We start from the raw sequence: 21882 nt of genomic DNA on the forward strand, positions 1-21882 counted from the left end.
TAGTTCAGAATTTCAATTGTACTAGTTGTACTGCTGATTATATGTCTTTCTAAAAATCATTATCTTCTATATATTCGCCTTTTTGCTTTTAATTCCCTATTAGAGGGAGGATAAATCTCATAGCGATCATTACTAGTTATTCTCAAGCTCAAGGGTGCTTAAATTGTGGGTTGGTTGTTTCTTTCTATATTCAGAAAAGCCACAATGTATACGAAAAAAACCTTCTACAAAGAAAAATACTCCCCTTTAGGTAGTCGAATTTGTTCTTCCTACCTAAAAGAGAGCATATTAAATTCATTCAAATTTAGGTCTAAAATACTTTTTTAAGATCCCATTTCTCAATCGTAAACGAACATGTCTTTGATGCACCGAATGTAATTGATGGCTCAGACTTTGAAGGATAAAACCTAGTAGTAAAGACTTCTTCACCTTCATTAATAAAAATTTCAATCGACGACGTGTCAATATAGATGTGCAATGAATGTAATCGGTCCAAGAGACATTGACGGTTTTCTACAGTCCCATCCACATAGCTTTTCCGTTCGAGTGTAAATACCCCGTTCGAAAAAACCATTCTTGCTGCCCCATGGATAGACATCTCGAACCAACCTTGTTGTAAGAGAATATCTTTCATCTTTAATTCAATCGCTTTTCCGTTTATACCTTCAATTTCCGTTATCTCATTATTTAATGTCATCTCTTGAGAGTAGTAACCTCCATTACGAAGTTCTTCCAACTCCTTAACAGGAACTTGATAGAGTTTTTCTCCTACTAGCATTAACTCCCTTGGAATTGTCATATTATGCAGCCACCGGTAATCTACTGTTGGGTGGTCCTGTTCATTTTGATCTGGTACACTCATCCAGGCAAATAATAGTCTTCTGCCTTGATCATCCTCGGTTGTTTGAGGTGCATAAAAGTCAAACCCTCTGTCTAACTCCTCAAATTGACCATGTTCATACGTTTTATTCTTTCGATCAAATTTGCCAATCACGTAACCAGACTGATAGACATTTCTGTATTTCATACCATCAGCACAAAGACCCTGGGGTGAGATAATCAGGATATCTTTCTCACCTAAAGGGAAGAAATCAGGACATTCGAACATATAACCAAAGTCACTTAAGCTACCTTTCCCTCCGCCAGCTAGATCACCTTCGTATTTCCAATCTGTAAGGTTTTTCGATGATAAAAGAGCGACAGCCCCTTTTTTTTCGAGGGTTTGAGCTCCTACTACCATATAAAATGTATCATCCTGCTCCCAAACCTTTGGATCGCGAAAATGAGGGGTGTACTCTTGTGGAAGCGTAACAACAGGACCCAATTTCTCAAAGTAAACACCATCTTCGGACACAGCTAGGCATTGGTATGTCTCACGATTACCCTTTTCGTCCTTCACGTTCCCTGTGTAAAAGACATACATTTTTCCGTTATGCTCAATTGCACTACCGGAATAACAACCGTTTTTTTCATACCATTCAGAAGGCGTTAGAGCAATCTCCTCCTCTGTCCAATGAACAAAATCTTCCGTTGACACATGTCCCCAAAACTTTGCTCCGTGCCCGGTTTTAAATGGCATCCACTGATAAAAAAGATGATATTTTCCCTTATAGTGAATAAAACCGTTCGGATCATTCAACAAACCGACAGGAGGCATAATGTGATAGTGAAGTCGATAGGGATCCTGATTTACAATTTCCTTATGCTTTTCCACTTCTTCATAAGCTTTGATCCGCAAATGACTATCTGTATTGGTCATTCTAAGACACTCCTAAATTTTTCAGGTATTTTCTGACTTCTTCAATTGTTGGCAGAGCCGTCATCGCTCCCTTGGTAGATGCAGCCAAAGCTCCAGATACTGAAGCGAATTTTGCCATTTCCATTGCTTCGTTCAAAGATAGGTTTTTAATATCACCGTTATACTCATTTAAAGAATAAAGCATTCCTGAAACAAAGGCATCACCAGCGCCGGTAGTATCAATTGCCTTTACTTTCATTACTGGAACATGTCCGGAGCCTTCAGATGTAAAGACGTAACTACCTTCTCCACCAAGGGTAATGAGAATTAAAGGAATTTCGTACTTTTCTAGCATCTTCGTTCCTTTTTCTATATCCTTCTCACCTGTAAGAAACTCCAATTCTACTTCAGAAAGCTTTAACAGATCAGCTTCTCCTAGCATACTGATGATTGTTTCTCTCGCTTGTTCCTCCGAATCCCAAAGTCCTAAACGAAGGTTTGGATCATAGGATACAAGCATTCCATGTTGTTTTGCTAGCTTTACTGCATGATGAGTTGCCTCCTTAGAGGGACTATCAATCATGGATATCGAACCAAAGTGCAAGATTTTATGGCTTTGAAAGTCTTGATCATCGATTTCCTCCGACTGAAGAAATCGGTCTGCGCTTGGGTTAATATAGAAGTCAAAACTACGTTCACCATCTTCCCCATTGGTAACAAAGACAACACCAGTACGAACGTCTTTCGTCAGTAACATTTGGTTTGTACGCACACCATAACCCTGAAGGGTCTCTTTTAAAAATTTCCCTAACACATCATCTCCAACTTTACCTAAAAACGTTGATTTTGCTCCTAGAAGAGCAACACCTACGGCAACATTTGCAGGTGCGCCACCAGGACTTTTTTGATAAGTTATATTGTCGTCATCCAACGGAATAAAGTCAATTAACGCTTCTCCAAGAGCTAGAATACCTTTTTTCATTCGTTACACTCCTTATACTTATACAAATACTCCCTACTGATTACTACCAGTAAGGAGTTTTTCCTCTATAGTATGTTCAACAGGGAACGTTTCCCGTTGCACAGCTTTCCTACTTTTTAATTATTCCTTCCATCCTAAAACCCACGCTCCAACAAAGGCAGTTACCACGGCAATAAGGAAACCAATACCATAGTTAAGGGGGTCTTGGGCAATCGCAAACATCGGAATACCAGTTAGACCAATACCGTTTGCCATCACTTGAGTAAATACAACGTAAAAGCCACCTAACCCACCACCGATAGCTGCAGCGATAAATGGACGTCGATACCTTAAGTTTACTCCGAAGATTGCCGGTTCTGTAATACCCAAAAATGCTGATACAGCAGCAGGAAGGGCAATTCCCTTCATCTTCTTGTTTCTCGTTTTGAAAAATACAGCTAAAGTAGCTCCACCTTGCGCTACGTTTGCCATCGCCCAAATCGGTAGTAAGAAGTTACCTCCGACAGCAATTAGCAATTCTGCTTCAATTGCATGGAAGCTATGGTGTACCCCAGTTAATACAATCGTCGAATATAATCCGCCAAAGATTAAACCAGCAAATGGTCCTACTGTATGATAAAGAAAATCTAATGTAGTAGTTAATCCATTACCTAAGGCCCTTCCTAGTGGACCAACAACTAACATCGCAATGAAACCTGTAAAAATCACAGTTAAAAATGGCGTAACGAGCAAATCTACCATATTAGGGACAACCTTGCGTAATGCCTTTTCAATGAGCGACATCATATAAACCGTTAATAAAACTGGAATAACCGTCCCTTGGTAACCAAGCATTTCTACACCAAAGCCCAGGAAGTCTAGGGTAGCAGGTTCCGCATTGGCAAGACCCCACGGATTTAGTAATGCCGGGTGAGTCATAATTCCCCCGATAACTGCACCTAAATATGGTGTACCACCAAATTCTTTTGCGGCACTAAATCCGATTAAAATTGGCAAGATAATAAAAGCCGCTGAAGAGAACATATCTAACATAATAAACAATCCACTTTCAGGATCAACCCAGTTGTAGGTACGCATTAAGCCAAGCAGACCCATCAACATACCTGCTGCTACAATCGCTGGGATAATTGGTACAAAAATATTAGAAAGTGTTCTAGCAAACCGGGCAAATGGATTTAATTTCTTTTTTGCTGCTTCATTGTGAGAAATCTTCTTTCCAGCCTCTTCTTCTGTTTCAGAAACGACTCCAGCTAATGGAGCAAAATGGGTAAATACTTTGTTTACAGTACCTGTTCCAAAAATAATCTGAAACTGTCCTGATGTTGAAAACGCACCTTTTACCTCATCTAATTCTTCAATTGCTTCTTTGTCAATTTTGCTTTCATCGTCAATTACGAGACGAAGCCTTGTTGCACAGTGTGCTGCACTAATCACATTTTCCTTTCCACCTAGTAGGGTAATAAGTTTTTCAGCTATTTCTTGGTGTTTCATCATATTTTCCTCCTTTTTTACAATCAAAAAAAGACCTAAAATATACAAAAGTCCACAAAGGAATAGAATCCTCCCTGTGCTCTTTTACACATTTTAGGTCTTGCCTGCTTAATCAGTAACAATCCCACAATATTCATTTACAATTGTCATTCTACATAAAGAAAACGTTTCCGTCAATAAAAAAGATTATAACAACCTTTGCAAGTGAAGGGTAATATAAGCAATTTCAGAAGGCGGAAACTCTAATCCATACTCATTCTTTATAAATTCTAGAATTTCCTCTGAGTATTGATAAGCCGTCCCATACTTTTCCTGAATAAACTTCGCCATGTCTGGATCAATTGGTTCAAACGGAATAGCCTCTTCGACTCTAGCAAGAGCAAAACGCACATGTGTAACTAATCGCTGATATGCGATACTAGCTTCATCTATTTTTGTGTTTAGCTTTTCTTCGACCTTACTAACGAAATCACTTAAAACCTCTGCCTTTTGTATCGTTTCCCCCATTGATTTGCCACCAATTTTTGCCGTATGAATATGGAGCGCAATATGAGCGACTTCATCGTCAGGAATATCAAGACCCAGTTCGTTCTTAATTTCACTTTTTGCCCATTGGCCGATTTCAAACTCTTTTTTATATAATAATTTTATTTCATTCGTAAGTTTATTTTGGATCGTAAATCCCTGTTCAACTCTCTCTAGAGCAAATGATAAATGATCCGTAAGAGCGATATGGATGTGATCATGTAAAGGCTCTTGTAAATAGCCTTCTGCATAATCAATCACCTTTTCTGCTAATTCAATATGTTTTTCCGGTAACGTAGCAAGCAACTGTTGAAATTTTTCAGAAGATTGTCCAGATAGAATAAATACCTTTTCAACTTTATGTTTTGGAATAATGTCGTTCTTCCGTTTTTGAAACGCGATTCCGCTCCCCATTACAATTTTTTCTTTCGAACCATCTAGGATCACAACCGCGTTATTATTTAAAATACGATCTATACGCATAGTGGAATTTCACCTTTACTTCTATTAATTTTCCTTATTGCATTTAACCATGATAACCTAACTTAAGGCAAATGAACAAGATCATACGTGATCAACCTTCGCTTAATGGTAATTTAGGATTTCTGCTTTTCAAACACGGAATACAAAAACATAGCTGAAGCTGTAAACCAAATTACTACCATTTCATTTATAGATAGGATAGTAAATCTGTCTATCATTTTACTTTGTGAATAAAGAAAGTAAGATAAAAACAATAGTTGCGCGATATAAAACCCTTTTTGAAATAACGCTTTGTGAAACAAATGTAAAATGCCATAGAACAATGCTAACCACACTAGCTTAAATGATATCACAAAAATAACGTCCAACCATCTACACCCCTCTTAATACTATCCAACCTTCCTACATACATAAATCATTTGGTAACTATCGTTCGTCAAAGGATTTTCATCCCAATCACGATATTTATTAACGATTTCAAATCCGTGCATTTTCAACATTCGTTCTATTTCTTTCGGATAAACATAGCGCAAACTAATGTTTGTCCTCTTTTCATTAACAATTTGCCTGTCTGTGTTTTTATACTTTCTGATCGTCGTATAGTGTTGAATTTGGTTTAGAGAATCATAGTTACTGATCGTATAAACATCTACTATATCTCCGGTATCTTGATCAGTATACGTTCTCCAATACTCTTCAGTACTCGGCTGGAGTAACTCATCAGCACTTGGAAATCTAGTTCCGAATATAAATACGCCATCCATTTCTAAGTGCTTGTTCACTGATGAAAGTAAACCATCTTGGGCTTCATTTGTTAAAAAGTGTTGAAAGGAATTTCCAACCGAAAAAATAAACTTACTTTTCATCTCTAAATGGAAGTTTGTACAGTCTTGTTCTTTCCATTCTATAGAGAGATCGAGAGCTGCTGATTTCTTTTTCGCTTCGTCTAGCATTCCCTTATGTACATCTATTCCAATAAGGTTGTACCCTCTTTTCGCTAGCGGTATCGTCACTCTACCAGTACCACAGGCTATGTCTATGATCGTTCCATTTGACTTCTCTGCCCATTTTACTAAGAGAGGTAGTTCTGGCAAATACGCTTCGTTTTCTTTATCGTATAAAATTGGGTCATCATATTCTTCAGTGTTAGTCAACATTTTATCTCCTCCAATAACAATATTACCATTATTCCCCTTTTGATAGGGAGAAAAATGCTTTACTTCCGTTTAGAAAGTAAAGCATCACATTCTAGCCTATTCTGACATCCCCTTTCATCACAGTTAGTTCACGACATAATTCATAGACCTGATTAATCACAGTATCATTTTTCGCATATGCAGGATATAAGCTTTTACCTACCAGTTGTTTAACATCTTGCAAAATACCCTTGGGTGTTTCAGATGCAGGTTCCATCAATTCAAGCTCGTCATTAAATAATTTGCCTGTTACATCACGAAACCGTTCTGACGTGCAAATCTCATAGTATTTGTCGGCCATATACGTTGTTGGGCGAAAGAAGAGATTTTGTAATCTCGCAACTACTCGATAACCTGGTGTCACCTTCATTAGCGTTTCCTTTGACATTTTTGCTCCGTTAATTTGGAGAGCATTCACCTTAATTCCAGCGTTTTTAAATTCTTCCGCTTGTTTGAAGGTAAGCATCATTAGTGCCATTTTTGATTGACAATACATTTTATAGACTGAGAACTTTGGATCATTATTTTCGCCTTGCAAATTAGAGAAATCAATCGATTTTTTCGGATCAAAGAAGTGTTTAATAATGTTACTGCCTGCATGGAGGATTCTCGGGTCATCCGACTTTTTTAGATGATCAAGTAACAGATGTGTCAAATAGTAAGGGCCAACCACATTTGTTGCAAACGTTAACTCAACGCCGTCAACACTTACTTGGTAACTTGCCCCGTGATTAAAATAAGCAGCATTATGAATGAGAATGTCTAGTTTTTCAAAGCGTGATTGAAACTCTTCGCAGAATGATTGAATCGAAGAAAGGCAAGAAACATCAAGCTCTAGCAATTCAACTCTGGCATTATTCGTACTCTCAACAATTTCCTGCTGAACTGGACGACTAACTTTGACGTTTCGGCAGGCCATAATGACGGTATAGCCTTCTTCTGCAAATCTAAATGCACTAGCTTTCCCAATTCCTGAATTAGCTCCTGTTATGATCACAACACGCTCTTGCATACTATTCCACTCCCTTTGATTGTCTTTTGGCTACAATAACATCGTTCCCCATACTCATTAGCATTTCAATCAATTGTTCATCGGTTTTATTTGATAATAAACCGTTAGCAACCATTAAAGATAAACCAGTTTGAAAGATTTTCAATTTTAATAAAATATCCTTGAGCTCATCAGTCGAAAAACCTTTTAAATCGGGATCAGTCTTCATGAGTTCAACTAGCTGTTCCTCCATATCTACATCAAATTGATCATTCTTTTGAAACACTAAGTCTTTGAACAAAACATCGTATTCCTTGGCAAATTTCAAACTAGCAATCCCAATATCTAAAAATGGATACCCAGTATTTTGTTCAAGTAGAATATTTTGAGTTAGCTCGTGAATTTTCAACATGACACCTTCAAGTAGTTCATCAACATCGTTGAAATTAACATAAATAGGAGCAATCGAACTGCCCAACGCATTCGCTATCTTTCTAATTGTTATACTTCCTAGCCCTTCCTTCTTAGCTATTTCAAAAGCTGCATCAATAATTTGTTCTCTGGTAAATTTCTTTTTTGGTGGCATGAACTTACTTTCTCCTTTTGTATATCACTTGTTATATATCATATGATTTATAACATATTTTGTAAATGGCTGAATATCCAAAAATAAGAACATTAAATGACAAAAAAACAGTTTCAATGATGATTAACTCATTGAAACTGGCCACTATCTATTAATATTTACTTTTTACATAGGGAATTGGAAGCTGTTCGTATAGTAATAACCGCTAAAATATCTTATAATATGACACAAAGGAGGTGAGAGAAATGGAACAAAAGATACTTGAAATCTTATTAGACTTACAACAGGATATGAAAGTTGTAAAAACGGATATACAAGGTTTAAAAACCGATGTACAAGCCTTGCAAACTGATGTACAAGGTCTAAAAACCGATGTGCAAGGTTTACAAACTGATGTGCAAGGTCTAAAAACCGATGTGCAAACTTTACAAACTGATGTGCAAGGTCTAAAAACCGATGTCCAAACTTTACAAACTGATGTGCAAGGTCTAAAAACCGATGTCCAAACTTTACAAACTGATGTGCAAGGTCTAAAAACCGATGTCCAAACTTTACAAACTGATGTACAAGGACTAAAAACCGATGTACAAACTTTACAAACTGATGTGCAAGGTCTAAAAACCGATGTGCAAGGTTTACAAACTGACCTTCATGAAGTTAAGGAAACTGTTAACAGAATTGAAGCTTCCCAAACTGAGGATGTAATTGAAATGTTAACAGCTACAAAAAAGATAACAGACTTTGAATTTGACTACCTTAATAACAAAGTAACTGAAATCGATAAGAGACTTTTTAGCTTGGAAAGAAGGTCCGATTATTAGATAACTTTAAAAATAAGTAGTTCTAATTAAAGAATATTAATTAGGTCAAAAACTGATCATAGACATCTTCTTCATTTTTTTCATCATTTCCGTTTCTGGCTTTCTACTTTCTAACTAATAAGTTTCCTCATCATAGAATATCCCACTACTTGTTTAACTCTTCAAAAAACTCGTTACCCTTTTGCTTTTCAATCTCCTCTTCTGTAAATTTAAGTGTATCTCGTATATTCAAGTGCTCTTTGATAGACTTCAACTCTGACCTTATTACAATCAGACTGTAAACAACATATATAACAAAACTAAGCAATAGTATTAACCACACAGAAACATTCCTCCTAATAATAAAACTTCTTTTCCATCATATATCATTACTCTATCGGTACTTACCTGTGAACAAAAACAAATATCCATTTAATAGCACCATTCCTAACTTCTATGTCATTTCTATTGGAAAAGCAACGTTCTTTATGTATAATGTAGATAATAACTTCCTAGAATAAAAATGACCGAGTGCGCTAACACCCGGTCTTAGCAACAACATGCCGCAGATTAGCGGCTAACCGTGATAGGATTGCAGAAATAGCCCCCTACTGGTCGGTCAGGGTGGCTATTTCTTTTTGTTTAGATAGACGACAATGGTAATGATAAATGTAAAAGCTGCTATTAGTAATAAGCCAAATTGAGCTAAAAGACTAAATGCTTCAAATGTCGTCACAAGCTTCACCCCCTTCCTTAGGGGTTCAGCCGCCACCCTGCTATATGTAGTTGCTGTTTAAAATTATACCAATCATACGTTCTATAATCTACCATATTATTACTCTAAATCATAATCGTGAATATTAGACAGATAGTACAAGTGTATTTGTCCAGAGCCACTCCCTGTGCCACTCACAAATGTCGGAAAACTCAGTTCACCATTCTCATCAAGCGGCCTCCAGGCAAAATTAACACTGTTCTGTGGAAAAAAGCTAAACATGGAAGATTCCTGCTGCTTTGAGTTTTCTACCTCGTTATATGAATTAAGAAATGTAATCCAATCACTTGGTAAATTTTTCACACCGTATGAATATCCGTCTTCTGCAAATTTCACTCTATAATCTAGTTGAACTCTTGGTGTATATCGGTGGACCTCGTTACTAACGCGGTAGTTTCTGCGGTTTTCTAAATAAAAATCCAATTGGGTCATATCATTATCAGGATTTATATTCCAAACGAAAACATAGGTGGATGGATCCTTAGGGTCCACCTTCCAAATCATTGGTGTTTGAATCGTACTAATTTCACCAAGCTTCCAACTTCTCTTTTTCCAAACCCAATAACTAGTACCATACCGACCATTAGAGGTAAATGGTACGAATACATGCGTATCACCTAAAAAAATAACATCTTGGATTTCAATTCTTTCAGGACCATCATGATAATAATTATTAACGGCTTTTATTAATTCCTCTTCTGAAATAAACACTATTGGTTTAGAGAAAAAATAGAAATAAAGACTCCCTGCCAAAACTAGAAAGATAGCAATTCCAATTATTTTCTTCTTTTTCATTCTTCATTGCCACCCTTCAAAATTGACTGATCGCTCCGAAAATATCGTTGTTTTTCCGAGGAGTCTACTAGTATACCTTTTCCATCTTTCTCCACATAAATCATCGTAGGCAATCCACTCCCCCATTTAGGCTGTGTACCCGCTAATTGATAAGGGAATTGTTCTTCTCTTTCATGAGGTTCATCATCAAATATATGTTGTTGATACCACTCAACACTAACAACTGGCTCTTCTCGAAAGCCGGAAAAATCTAAGTTAAGTTCCACTTCCTTTGCAGAAGGATGTAATTGAATAATCACAGCATCCTCATAATGAGCAAGATACGTCGATAAATTCTCTTTTGGGTAAACTGCATGATGCAGTAAAACAGCAGCGATCGTACCTGCAATAAAAATAAAATTTGCTTTAAATCCAAGCCAGGCAAATGGTCGGTATGTATCCCATGACCCTCTACCTGAAGCATACCAAAGCAACAACCAGACCCCTAGAGGTAAAATTGGTATCTTAACAACTGTACCCAACATAGGGAAGTCAAATGAAAACACGAACAATCCAACAAGAGTAGCAACACATACCTTCCATACTTTTGGTTTCTCTTCTTGTTTTTGATAATAGCGATAAGCTAGAAAAATTATTAGGCACCATGAAAACAAAGTGACCATTACTTCGATTATGTTTACCGGTAAATCTAGTGTTAGATACATATACGAATTCCTCCCTATCCAAATCCTATCACAATTTCCAGTGAACTGGGAGAAAAAATAGTGTCCATAAAAAAAGAGCTACGTTTAGTTAACGGATCCGTAACCTATCGCAAAATTATTAATTAAAATGTAGACGATAATGATCCTTTAAAAACAAAAATAAAATGGCTCTGTTCACATTGAACCGAGCCATTTTACATATACTTATTTTACTTGTTGCATTAACGTGCGTTACGTGAATAACTTATACCAATACAAAGTGGTTTCTATATTTGGATTATATGACTGCTTCAATGTGTCAACTCCACCTAGTATAAATCCTTGTTTCACATAAAACTTGCACGCTCCAAGATTATCATCTTGAGCCTCTAGAGACATTCCGATAAGTTTTCTTTGTTTTGCCCACTCTTCCGCTTGAGTTAAGAGCAACTTCCCGATTCCATATCCTCTAAACTCTTTTTTTGTAGCGATATTTTCAATATAACAGAAGCGATTCCAATCCTTAATTATTCTAATTTGCCCAATGCAATGATTATTCTTATAAGCTAAAAATAGAGCTTTATCTTCACGGTTTATATAAAGGCTCCAATCAAGTTTATCATCTGGGAAACGAATTTCTTTAGTTTCAGTTTCATCAAATAACTTCTCTTCAAATGACCATTTTCCTGATTGAAAACTAGGTACAACCTTACCAAACACTTTAAAATAATCATTTGTTTTATTAATGTCCTCAATTAATTCATCCTTTAATGGAGAAATTATGATTTCCTCTGCAATATTCATTTTAACACCTTCCCATTCTGAAAAAGAATTTTACTAGCACAAGCCTAAATACCTAACCTATTCAACATTACTGCTCAATACAACAGAAGCAGTTGTGCTATCGCTTCCTTAAATGCAATAAAGACCGAGATTTCATTAGCCGGTTTAGTGGAAAATGATTCAATTAAGATAATATTTATAAGAGAGTAAAACCAATTATAAAAATTATTGCTGTCACACTATAGAATGACCAATTAACAATTCGTCTTTCTATTACTGTAAGAAATTTGTATTCCATAAATCTTAAAGTACTTAGGATAAAAATAAGTCCAAACGTTATGAGTCCACGTCCTATGACATCAGACATGATTAAAATGTACCTAAGACCAGCAATCAAAATTAATAAAACACCTATATATCCAATGACAATATAAAAGTAATGGTTCTTTTTACTATCCACCAACTGCCACTCCTTCTCAATTGCAAACCCTTCAACTATCCTCTTTTTACTTCAACAAATAAAAGCCAATCTCCTTCTTGAAGATTATTCGTTTGACAATTGTACTACTAATAAACAATCGTTTCACTAATACACCTCGCAAAATTCGCATTTATTTAAACTACACGTTCAATAACAAAAGGAACTGCCGTTGCAACAGTTCCTAAACTAATTCTCACCGTTAGTTGAATACTTCACAGTACTTATATGGATCTTCCTCTAATCAGGTTACAAATCTCTATATATACAAAAAGCCGCCAAATTGACGGCTCTAATATTCAGAGGTATAAAATATTTAATTCACCTGCTTAATTTTGACTTAGAGAAGCTTTTTAATCTACTGTTTTAATATTGGTATTTTGTTTTGGACAACATCCCCAAAAATACGATAATTTATAGAGAAATATCCATGAATCATCATATCTCTCATACCAGCAATCTTTCTCCATTCAATCTGGGGGTTATCTTTTCTTAATTGATCAGGAAGTTTTTTGTTGCCTCTCCGATCACTAATATGTTTTTTATTACCGCATCAGAAACTAAATCATTTTCTATAAAATCATCAAACGAAAGTCCAGCTGTATATGTTTCAATTTTTACTGCAGCAGTGTAAATATCTTCTTAAAAGACTTTAGGCTCCCTCTGCATACTTAGCACTCCTAATAATAATTGGTTTAAGTGCGGGCTTTATATCATCGAAAATAACCAAATCTACTTGTTTTTGAAAAATATCTTCAAGTGCAAATTTTAAATCCATATAGTTATCAAACGTCATCGCATTTTCTTTAAATTCGACTAATAGATCGATATCACTTGTTTCCGTTTGCTCTTCACGAGTATATGAGCCAAATAATGCGATACGTTTCACTCCATATTTATCTTTCCATTCTTTCAAATTTTTCGAAAGCTCCTCAAGAATTTCTTGTTGCGATAACATAACAATCACCGCCATTTCCAGTATTCAATATTCTTAATTATATCACAAATTTTTTACTGTATTCGCATTACATAAATGATTATTGTTCCAGAACGTGCTTCGTTAGCGCCACAACGATTGTCACAGCCTGTTTCACTAAAGCCTTCTTATCTACAGTATGAAAATCCACCGTATTCAACGTAAGTAAAGATAGTAAAAGTGCCGATTTTCTATCTTTGTGGAAGCAATATCTACAGTAAGTATTTATAGTTTCTAACGTATGCGACGATAGGACTTTACTTGGAGGGGTGGGTATGATAGGCTTGTTTGCCTGCTGAAACACCTGCTTCAGCCTTTCAGGACCAATCATGCCCACAGAGGCTCCAAGTCAAGTCCTTAACCGCTTATCTATGACTACATGTACATAAAGATAAAAGGTGCTCCACATCAACGTTTTATTGTAGACACTGTAGATAAGCACCCGTTAATTGAACAAGGCATCTTAAAATTAATTTAACGATAAAACCATTTTAATCAATTCTTCTTTAGGCATTGCTTTAGTCCCTTTATAGTCAATTGCATATTCAACTTTATTTTTTCTCCAACTAATCATTTGTACGTTATCAACACTGTTGTAGTAAGCGGTTGTACCGTCACTAAGTGTTATGCTCTCGTCCCAACCTGCTACTTTATTCCAACCAATTTTACTTGTTGCCCATACTGTAATAGATTCATTTTGACTTTCGTAAACGGTTTTTAATCTATTAAAACTGCTTACTTTAGCATATTGTTTTTCTACATTTATGGGAATGTACGTTATGTTCTCTACCTTAAATGGCACAAATAAACCAGCAACATTGACGGGTAATTTAATGAAAGATAACATAATACCTAATATAATTAGAACCACCATCAATGTTGTCAATAGTCTTCTTTTTTTATCCGTTTCTTTTAATTTTTTCTTTCAATCTTGTCCAAGGTGTTTCTCCCTTCCTTTCTCTACTTACGGGTTACTCAATTTTTGTCCATTTAGCAGTACCTTGTTGAACATTCCTGCTCTTTACCTTAATTGCATTTCTTCACAAAATTAATATTAATCTCTATAATATTTTAACATAAAATACCAATGTCCTTGTGAGGTTTTTTATTATTCAAATTGAGAATTGGAAAAATATTTGAGTTAAACTGTACCTGAATTTGCACCTTTAATGGGCATATGTATACTGCTGGATATACATACGCAAATTCATCGATAAAACAGATTACAAAACTACTGATAATTTAGAACAAATCCCTTTATATCAATAAAAAGTGCCTACCAAATTAACAATTTGATAGGCAAATTACACTACATTTTTTTTGTTTGCGATAGGTAACTGGAACGGTAAACGTTTAGTAGCTTTTTATGATAATTTTTTTAGTGAAATATCCACCTTCATTAACACTATTGTCAATAGAATTGAAAGAATAAACCCCAAAAACAAATTCGTTAGCGTATGAGAGTGAATAAGAAATGTAAACCAAAACGGATCATGATAATACTCCCATGAGGGGGTAGCGTTTCTAAATTCCACAGTTTTTCTATAATTAATTATGAGAATAGCGGTAGATACAATTAGCGTATGAATGATCAACAATTTCTTTGATAACTTAGAAAAGAAACCAAGGATCTTTTCATAATTAAAGACAATGATAGTAGCAGTAACAATTAAGACAATCCCTAATGTTAGCGGGTTCATGAGAGTCAACACCTTTATTCTTTAAATTTCCCTTACCTTTGGTCTCTTTCAGTGAAATGTGGAAACTTCGCCTTTAATTTTAATAAAAACATTTCATTTTTTGAGCGATGTTCAACAAGACTAACAGTAATCGAGATGAATAGAAAGAATACAATCATTCCAACAATAAACCCGTTAAATGGCCCAAACATAGAAATAAACATCCCAGATAATGTAGCCACCATAGCAGCAGTTGCTACGGCAATGACAAAGAAAAAGATAGTATATATAGATAACATTGTACCGTACACACCTTCGTATCTTTCAAACCAATCTCTTCCTCTTCGTTTTGGGTAATCAAATAGACATACCACGAATATTGCCAGTGTTACATACAAAAAAATTCCCCAACCTAATTCAGTCAGTTCCACAGTTCCCCCTCCATTACCTGTTATTAAAGATAGACTGCTCATATGACTCGTCAATCATCTTTTGAATATTTGCAAACTTCAATTCATCTATTTCCTTAGACCAGAAATCAGGATTCTCTTTAAGAGACACTAGAAAACTATCCAAATGCAAATGTATATTTGTTAGTAGATTAATATCTTCATTTGATAAAGATCCATTTTGATAATAATTTCTTAATACAAGAATCATATCGTTATGACTAGCAAAATTTACAAACTCTCGTACTGAAGAGGGTATCGTTAGTTCTTGACGAATATAGTCAGAATTAATTCCTAATGAGTTCGCTTCTTTCAGATGGTAGAAAGTATATAAAAGTGATTTTTCTGTATTTTCTAGCTCATTAATTATTGGTAGAATTATCTCCAATTCTTGATTAGCGTTAAATAACATACTCAAGTATTGACGAGTTGCCTCACCTATATATTCGTTTTTTTCTTGTGTTAAATTTACTATGTAGCAGCCAAAAACAAGATTAAGTATTAACGATGCAGCAATGACATAAGTTAGTAGTTTTTTTCGGTTTTGATACAAACAAATCTTCCTTTCATGATGAATATTATAATCATAGCAAAATTCCGAGATGGATATGTGATCCAAATATAGGCAATTCACCCTACAAGTTAGACAATAAAACCCCATTTGCGTTTTCACTACAAATTAGGGCTTACAGGACAATAATGATGGTTTTCCTTTCATCTGTAGCGTTAATTATCTATTGATTTTATCCTTGCCTCTCCTAGAAGCAGTTCTCCAAATTCATATGGAAGATCCCACACATCACCTTTTTTAGCTGATTTCTCAGAGTATATTTTCCCTCCATACTCCAACATATCATTGTAAAAGAACGTCTTCTCTTTTTTCCCATGTTGAAAAACGATTAAGTATAAATTCCCCAGCGGTTCAGGATCATCAAAAAAGGTTTTTGCAGCCTTGTTTATTTCTTCTGTAACTCGTTGGATTTTATCTCGATCTACATCTATATATTCCCGCTTCTGCATATCGGTATTGAGCGTATAAACAATTATCCTATCTACATTACCCGCAATTGGTAGAGCTGAGGACTGCGAACAACTGATCAACGAAAGAACGATCACTACGAACAATAGGTATGTTAAACTCTTAATTTTCATGTTAATCCTCTTTCTTCTTACTATATTTTCATATACTTTACCATAAGCAACACTAAGATCATTCGCCTTTTTGCATTAAAAATTCCTCCTAAAACACAAAAGTTTTTAAAGTTTTTTGCGGAAAGAAGGGGATGATGGTACGATACTTCAAATGAAGTACTTTCTTATTAAGTAGGTGACCTATGAAAAAACATGTCTTATTTGTTTCGCTATTATCAGGCTTGCTTTTGTCTTCTGGTTGTACTTATGAAAACATCCCTAGTTCTAAAGGTGCTGTTGGAAACGAAGCCTTTGAACTTGTCGTTTCTCCGTTTCAATTAGATCGTACAAAAATAGCGAAAGAGCTGTCTTTAGACGAAGGATTTGAAGATCCTGAATATCCTGGTTCCACCATCTTTATTAATGACGACAAAATGTTGATTGTTAACGAAGATAATCACTTTTATTTTCTGAAGCGTAACACTTGCGGTGAAGAGAAGTTAGTAAAAAGCGAAAAGGAATATAGAGAACAGGCTGACCAATTGATGACGATATTTCCATTTGGTAACGATGTCACTTATGAAAGTCTTTTTAAACAACGCAGAGTGGCAGATACCATGTTCGGGTTGTTTTTCCCATTCGGTCCTAACGCAACCACCATTGGATACACGTATAGATATGGTCAGTATATTGACGGAATACGAGTTCATGGTTCCCAAATTGAAGTTGAATACGGGGAATCTGGTATATGTAAATTTGACGGTTTTTGGTTAAGCGTGGAGGAACGTCAATCGGTAGGAGCTATTTCTAAACCACCCGTGAAAGCAACTAGTTCAAATGCTCGTTTAGTTTATGTACCAAAAAATTTAGACTTAGAACAACAAATTAGTCTCTATGGTCCGTACGGTGGAGTAACTAAATTTAATCAATTAAATTTCGAAGACACCAAGACCATCACTCTCGTACCTGTATGGTTAATTGATTATGTTTACTATGATGCTGTGACTGGTGAGAGGTTGGGAGAAGTCGGTCTCGAGTTCCGATAATCCCATAAGTACAAAATAAATAGTCAGTGCTAATGAAACTAAGTAGTTCACTTAACGTGGAGAAACAATAGTATTAGCAATACAAATAACAGACCAAACATCATATTAATTTGGTCTGTTAATTTTGTTGATATATCAACATGTTAGTTGAGTCAATTCGCTTATTAACATTTGAAATAACATTCTAAATCAACAAGTTACAATGGTTATTGTCACCATTAAAATAGGTTTGATGAAAAGGTTCATATTTCACTCGTTATTTTGTTGTAAGGATAATTAAGAAAAAGTTGGAAATTGTAAGATTCATCATATTGTAACGATATAGACTATTGAACTAAAGGGGAGAACCATTGAATATTAAAGTTCCGAAATTCTAACGGTACAGATTTTTTCATGAAATTGAAACCTACTTCATTAAAATCCGTAGATGAGTAGTAGAGATAATAATAAGGAGGCTACAAATAAATGAAAACTAAGAAAGTTCCTAAATCTGTATTTATTCTTACTGCTATATTAGTAATATTAGTCCTTTTACCTTTCATATTGCCAAATAAAAGTCTAGAGGCGTTAAAGGCACTAGAAACGAATGTCATTGAACCTCACTTAAACACTATTTTTAATAAAAATTATGAAATTGTAAGTATAAATGTAGATAGGTATCAAGATACAGAGGACACTCGCACTTATGAGGTAATCTTAAATGAGGAATTCTCTCTCGGACATAATGCAGATTATACTCACTTGAACAGTAGTTATCTTTTAGTAATAAAAGATAACAAAGAGGTTGTGTCTTTTACTCGAAGATAAACTAGATTTAAGGATAAATACAAGTGAGTTTTATAATGTTTTAAATCAACAGAAACAGTTGATAAACCTAAATGTTTTTTAGAATTTTCTTTCACGAAAGAGCAGTTAAAGATGAAAATATAATAAAAATAAAAAAAGCACAGACTTCAATTTGAATGTGCTTTTTTATATGCTGATTTAAATGCTATTTTCAATGCTTTTTGTTGCTGAAATCATATTGTGAATTAAGGGTTTTCTCCACGTTATCTGAACTACTTAAAATGAAAAGCACTGACTATTTTTCATCCTATTATTTACTCGTTTCATTTTTTTCTAGAATGGCGACAGCAGTAGGTAAGATTTTAAAAACTAAAAGTTCTGTCCAGCCCCAACTATATAGAAATGAAAACAAATAAATGAACACTATATTCACATACTGAAATTCTAGTAAAAAAGGTCCGAGTATTGGAAATTGAATAGTATAGAGTAGAAAACAGATACCTACAGTTAACACTAATGCAGAAAAAACGATAATTTTCCACCGAGTCATAAAGTAACGAAAGCCTATCCCAAGTCCTACAGCAAGTAACCCTGTTGTAAAACCAAATATTAATAGTTCTGAAGGTTGGATAATCAATAATAGGAATAAGGTTACAAAATACCCCAATAACCCATGTAAGCCAGCCATTAAGATTGCGATGACAATTGGGAAAGTTGCCAGAGGACTGATTAGCATCCCAATGACCGGGATAAATCCTCCAGCTGATTGAAGGATTGCCGCAAGCAAACCGAGTAGTGCAGTATAAACCAGCTTGTAAGTAGTACTCTTCTGAGTATCTAGGTGTTTACTAATAGGTACGGTTATATCCTTTAAATTCTTCCTCCAATACATAAATCTACACCTGTATTATTCTTTTACGATTCGCCATAGAGAACCAGTTCCAGCACTTTTCTCCCTTGGCCCCATTAACCCGAAATCGACAACATTTAATTGATTACCTTCTGGGTTAAAAATGGCTCCTACCGGTCTAATAGGACCGCTTTGAGCATCAAGTCCACGATTATTACGATAAAAATCACGAATTTGACCAGTCTCAAGATTAACCCGAACAACCTTTAACCCACTATCTCCAGCCATGCTTCCCAGTTGACCAACAAAGACCTGACCGGTATAGCCAAATTCTCGATTCGTTGAAAAAGAGAATTTATTAGAAGATGTATGCGGTTCGAATCTCACAATTGGCTGACCTGCGAGCTTAGGATGGCGTTTCATTAAAAAACTAAGTCGCGGTTTTCCTTCCACTTGAAAACGTGGTGTTGTAACTGGCAACCCACTATAAAAGTCTGGCCACCCATACCAACCATTTTGACTAATCTCCCAAAAATTATCCCAATCTCGATTAATTGGGCGACTACCTCTATCGTCAGCGCCATTGTCAGTTACGTATAGCTTGTTATTAAAAGGCGAAAAAGATAAACCAAAGGGATTTCGAAGTCCATCGGCATATACCTCTAAATTACTACCATCTAAATGACAGCGATATAATACTCCATTTGCATACAAATTTCCTTTAATGACTTCTCCATCCTCACTTTTAACTCCGAAAGGCTTAAACGCACCGGTTTCAACAACCTCCTCATCTTCCTGTAAAGGGTTATCTGTTAAAAAATTCTTACCATTTAACACATAGTCTCTAGCTGGCACATCGTGAAATTGAGGATTTCGTTCAACCCATGATAGATTATCTTTTCCAACTACACCGGAATTCGTTGCTGATCCTACGGTAAAATAAATCATGTTATCTGGTCCTACTTTTATATCTCCAGTGAAATGATCCCCACAAGTTCTCAAATTCGTTACGATTACTTCTTTACTTCCATTTGCAGATACTTTAATAATACTCCCACAACCACCATTAGCATTTTGTCCTATAGCACCTTCTGCTACATAGAAGTATCCATCGTGCCATGTTAAACCAGTGACCGGTCCGCCAAACCCTCCAACAAACGGCCGTATTTCACCATTTGCATCAATTTGGACAATACGACCTTCTCCCGGTTCTGCACCGTAAGCATATCCTGCCTCAGCTAAAAACAAATTTCCTTGATCATCAAACGTAATGACTGTAGGAAATGTTAGTCCTCCAGTTATTTTTTCTAGTCGATAACCCGACTCTAAAAAATATTCCTGCCTGACATATTGATCTTTCTCACACTTATAACATTGTGATAGTTCAGTAAGAATTTGAAGTTGGTTTTCTTTATTCGAAATTAATTCATCAATTTGTCCAACCTGAAAAGCGTTAGGAGGCAAGAAATAGCTTCGATAACTTTTGTACTCTAAGAGTAATTCATTCTCACGTTTCAATAACTCTTTGAGGAGTTCAGATGTATTTTTTGCTGCGGAATAATACTCAGGATAATTACGAAGACGCAAACCGTTTCCAGTACTTGTTTGTTGCAAGACGACTAATTGAGCTTCTTGCATTTTTACTAAATCGTTTACGCGGCTATGTAAACGTTCATCGTTATTTAGCTCGTTAAGCTGATGGTACAAACCATAATTCACATACTCCCAACGAAACTCTTTATCAATCATTTCGTTAGGTAAGTAACCGTTATACATAATATCATCCCCTCTTTACTGACTGAATTCAAAATCCTACTAAATATTTATTCCTCAGGCAGGAAGGTATGTATGGATAACAGAAATAGTCTTACTAAGTACAAGCAAGCGGTTTTCTTCTCTCAGCATTCATTGGCTTTTATATCTTTGGCTAATATGTCATACGGCAAAATGTCACAGTATAGGCTACCAATTCAGTTAGACTTACTAATAAACTTATTTTTCTTATTACGAATTACCCTATCAACAATCCATTTTATAAAAATTGATTTCAAAATGTAAATGGGAAATGAGTAAATATATTTCCAATTTTCCAGTCGGTAAATACCTAACCAGACGGTGACTGGTTCGCATATAAACGAAAATACAAAGGCCATGATAGTATTTGCTAGGATAAAACTTTTCCAACTACGAAAAAATTGATACAAAAACATATGTGCGACAATAATAATTCCCTGATCAACAGAAATAAGCCTTGGTAAGACAATAAATAATTGGTGTGGATACGACCAGAGTTGAAACTCTACTCCTAGATCATCAAGTATAAGTACAAGAATCATTAGTAGTGACCCAAACAGCAATATGTCATAAATTCGTTTATTGTCTACGAACTTCCACCAAATGAACCACGGTACAATAAACACAAATAATAGTAACCACCATTGAAAAGAAAATAAACTATTGTTTATCCAATAGTCTATCCTCATTTCAACTAACTGTTTATGTAGATTATCAATTTCTTCAAATGTAGGAGTTATTTGCATAGCGAGAGCATCCTTCTGTCATCAAACATTTATTTTCTTTTAATATTTCCATTTCAGCCAAAATTATCAACATATACTAATAGGCGTTATAACAAAAAGTTACAAAAACCCACTTATAT

The 21882-nt window shown here is 35.3% G+C and carries 26 protein-coding genes; 3 read left to right on the forward strand and 23 right to left on the reverse strand.

What is annotated here, in order from left to right; genetic code table 11:
* Positions 1–310: 310 nt before the first annotated feature.
* From DS745_RS22950 to DS745_RS22980, 7 genes are all read right to left on the reverse strand, one after another.
* Complete coding sequence (locus DS745_RS22950; RefSeq protein ID WP_129080562.1) at positions 311–1759, reverse strand: glycoside hydrolase family 32 protein; 1449 nt, start codon at positions 1757–1759, stop codon at positions 311–313.
* A gap of 1 nt (position 1760) precedes the next feature.
* A complete protein-coding gene (locus tag DS745_RS22955; protein WP_129080563.1) occupies positions 1761–2720 on the reverse strand; it encodes an aminoimidazole riboside kinase in 960 nt (319 codons plus the stop codon).
* A gap of 120 nt (positions 2721–2840) precedes the next feature.
* On the reverse strand, positions 2841–4211 hold the full coding sequence (locus DS745_RS22960; RefSeq protein ID WP_129080731.1) for a sucrose-specific PTS transporter subunit IIBC: 1371 nt from the start codon (positions 4209–4211) through the stop codon (positions 2841–2843).
* A 186-nt stretch (positions 4212–4397) separates the two neighbouring features.
* Entirely contained in the window at positions 4398–5219 is an 822-nt protein-coding gene (locus DS745_RS22965) for a PRD domain-containing protein (RefSeq protein WP_129080564.1), read from the reverse strand.
* A gap of 389 nt (positions 5220–5608) precedes the next feature.
* The gene (locus tag DS745_RS22970; RefSeq protein ID WP_196121304.1) at positions 5609–6376 is read right to left on the reverse strand and encodes a class I SAM-dependent methyltransferase; all 768 of its coding nucleotides are present in this window, start codon (positions 6374–6376) and stop codon (positions 5609–5611) included.
* Positions 6377–6467: 91 nt separating this feature from the next.
* Positions 6468–7427 carry an SDR family oxidoreductase gene (locus DS745_RS22975; protein WP_129080565.1) on the reverse strand — a complete coding sequence of 320 codons (960 nt, stop codon included), beginning with the start codon at positions 7425–7427 and terminating at the stop codon, positions 6468–6470.
* Between the two features lies 1 nt (position 7428).
* Positions 7429–7992 (reverse strand): TetR/AcrR family transcriptional regulator, encoded by a 564-nt coding sequence (locus DS745_RS22980; protein WP_129080566.1) that lies wholly within the window; start codon positions 7990–7992, stop codon positions 7429–7431.
* 245 nt (positions 7993–8237) lie between these two features.
* Here DS745_RS22980 and DS745_RS22985 point away from each other — a divergent pair, with 245 nt between their 5' ends.
* Positions 8238–8813 (forward strand): hypothetical protein, encoded by a 576-nt coding sequence (locus DS745_RS22985; protein ID WP_129080567.1) that lies wholly within the window; start codon positions 8238–8240, stop codon positions 8811–8813.
* Between the two features lie 607 nt (positions 8814–9420).
* Here DS745_RS22985 and DS745_RS25305 read toward each other — a convergent pair.
* The 13 genes from DS745_RS25305 to DS745_RS23040 all read right to left on the reverse strand — a co-directional run bounded on the left by DS745_RS25305 (position 9421) and on the right by DS745_RS23040 (position 16562).
* On the reverse strand, positions 9421–9528 hold the full coding sequence (locus tag DS745_RS25305; protein WP_241657917.1) for a putative holin-like toxin: 108 nt from the start codon (positions 9526–9528) through the stop codon (positions 9421–9423).
* Between the two features lie 99 nt (positions 9529–9627).
* Complete coding sequence (locus DS745_RS22990; protein ID WP_129080568.1) at positions 9628–10362, reverse strand: hypothetical protein; 735 nt, start codon at positions 10360–10362, stop codon at positions 9628–9630.
* Positions 10359–11066 (reverse strand): hypothetical protein, encoded by a 708-nt coding sequence (locus DS745_RS22995; RefSeq protein ID WP_196121305.1) that lies wholly within the window; start codon positions 11064–11066, stop codon positions 10359–10361. Before DS745_RS22995 ends, DS745_RS22990 begins: the two co-directional genes overlap by 4 nt.
* Positions 11067–11297: 231 nt before the next feature.
* On the reverse strand, positions 11298–11849 hold the full coding sequence (locus DS745_RS23000; RefSeq protein WP_129080569.1) for a GNAT family N-acetyltransferase: 552 nt from the start codon (positions 11847–11849) through the stop codon (positions 11298–11300).
* A 175-nt stretch (positions 11850–12024) separates the two neighbouring features.
* Positions 12025–12288: a hypothetical protein gene (locus tag DS745_RS23005; RefSeq protein ID WP_129080570.1), complete on the reverse strand. Its 264-nt coding sequence runs from the start codon at positions 12286–12288 to the stop codon at positions 12025–12027.
* A gap of 376 nt (positions 12289–12664) precedes the next feature.
* Positions 12665–12757 (reverse strand): HepT-like ribonuclease domain-containing protein, encoded by a 93-nt coding sequence (locus tag DS745_RS25430; protein WP_338324565.1) that lies wholly within the window; start codon positions 12755–12757, stop codon positions 12665–12667.
* A gap of 41 nt (positions 12758–12798) precedes the next feature.
* The gene (locus DS745_RS25480; protein WP_338324568.1) at positions 12799–12942 is read right to left on the reverse strand and encodes a HepT-like ribonuclease domain-containing protein; all 144 of its coding nucleotides are present in this window, start codon (positions 12940–12942) and stop codon (positions 12799–12801) included.
* 16 nt (positions 12943–12958) lie between these two features.
* Positions 12959–13264, reverse strand: coding sequence for a nucleotidyltransferase family protein (locus tag DS745_RS23015; protein ID WP_196121306.1), 306 nt, complete (start codon positions 13262–13264; stop codon positions 12959–12961).
* A gap of 487 nt (positions 13265–13751) precedes the next feature.
* Positions 13752–14084, reverse strand: a complete 333-nt coding sequence (locus DS745_RS23020; RefSeq protein ID WP_153188183.1) for a hypothetical protein — start codon at positions 14082–14084, stop codon at positions 13752–13754.
* Positions 14085–14646: 562 nt separating this feature from the next.
* Positions 14647–14982 carry a hypothetical protein gene (locus DS745_RS23025; RefSeq protein ID WP_129080573.1) on the reverse strand — a complete coding sequence of 112 codons (336 nt, stop codon included), beginning with the start codon at positions 14980–14982 and terminating at the stop codon, positions 14647–14649.
* A gap of 32 nt (positions 14983–15014) precedes the next feature.
* Positions 15015–15392 (reverse strand): hypothetical protein, encoded by a 378-nt coding sequence (locus tag DS745_RS23030; protein WP_129080574.1) that lies wholly within the window; start codon positions 15390–15392, stop codon positions 15015–15017.
* Positions 15393–15405: 13 nt separating this feature from the next.
* On the reverse strand, positions 15406–15963 hold the full coding sequence (locus DS745_RS23035) for a hypothetical protein (RefSeq protein ID WP_129080575.1): 558 nt from the start codon (positions 15961–15963) through the stop codon (positions 15406–15408).
* A gap of 173 nt (positions 15964–16136) precedes the next feature.
* Entirely contained in the window at positions 16137–16562 is a 426-nt protein-coding gene (locus tag DS745_RS23040) for a hypothetical protein (protein ID WP_129080576.1), read from the reverse strand.
* A 182-nt stretch (positions 16563–16744) separates the two neighbouring features.
* Here DS745_RS23040 and DS745_RS23045 point away from each other — a divergent pair, with 182 nt between their 5' ends.
* Together DS745_RS23045 and DS745_RS23050 are read left to right on the forward strand one after the other, a co-directional pair.
* Positions 16745–17587: a hypothetical protein gene (locus DS745_RS23045; protein WP_129080577.1), complete on the forward strand. Its 843-nt coding sequence runs from the start codon at positions 16745–16747 to the stop codon at positions 17585–17587.
* A 465-nt stretch (positions 17588–18052) separates the two neighbouring features.
* On the forward strand, positions 18053–18394 hold the full coding sequence (locus tag DS745_RS23050) for a hypothetical protein (protein ID WP_129080578.1): 342 nt from the start codon (positions 18053–18055) through the stop codon (positions 18392–18394).
* 289 nt (positions 18395–18683) lie between these two features.
* Here the strand turns inward: DS745_RS23050 and DS745_RS23055 are convergent, their stop codons facing one another.
* The 3 genes from DS745_RS23055 to DS745_RS23065 all read right to left on the reverse strand — a co-directional run bounded on the left by DS745_RS23055 (position 18684) and on the right by DS745_RS23065 (position 21763).
* Positions 18684–19265: a YybS family protein gene (locus DS745_RS23055; RefSeq protein WP_129080579.1), complete on the reverse strand. Its 582-nt coding sequence runs from the start codon at positions 19263–19265 to the stop codon at positions 18684–18686.
* A gap of 15 nt (positions 19266–19280) precedes the next feature.
* The gene (locus DS745_RS23060) at positions 19281–20999 is read right to left on the reverse strand and encodes a PQQ-dependent sugar dehydrogenase (RefSeq protein ID WP_129080580.1); all 1719 of its coding nucleotides are present in this window, start codon (positions 20997–20999) and stop codon (positions 19281–19283) included.
* Positions 21000–21193: 194 nt separating this feature from the next.
* Positions 21194–21763 (reverse strand): CBO0543 family protein, encoded by a 570-nt coding sequence (locus tag DS745_RS23065; protein ID WP_129080581.1) that lies wholly within the window; start codon positions 21761–21763, stop codon positions 21194–21196.
* Positions 21764–21882 lie beyond the last annotated feature (119 nt).

The sequence above is a fragment of the Anaerobacillus alkaliphilus genome (genome assembly GCF_004116265.1).
Taxonomy (GTDB): Bacteria; Bacillota; Bacilli; order Bacillales; family Anaerobacillaceae; genus Anaerobacillus; species Anaerobacillus alkaliphilus.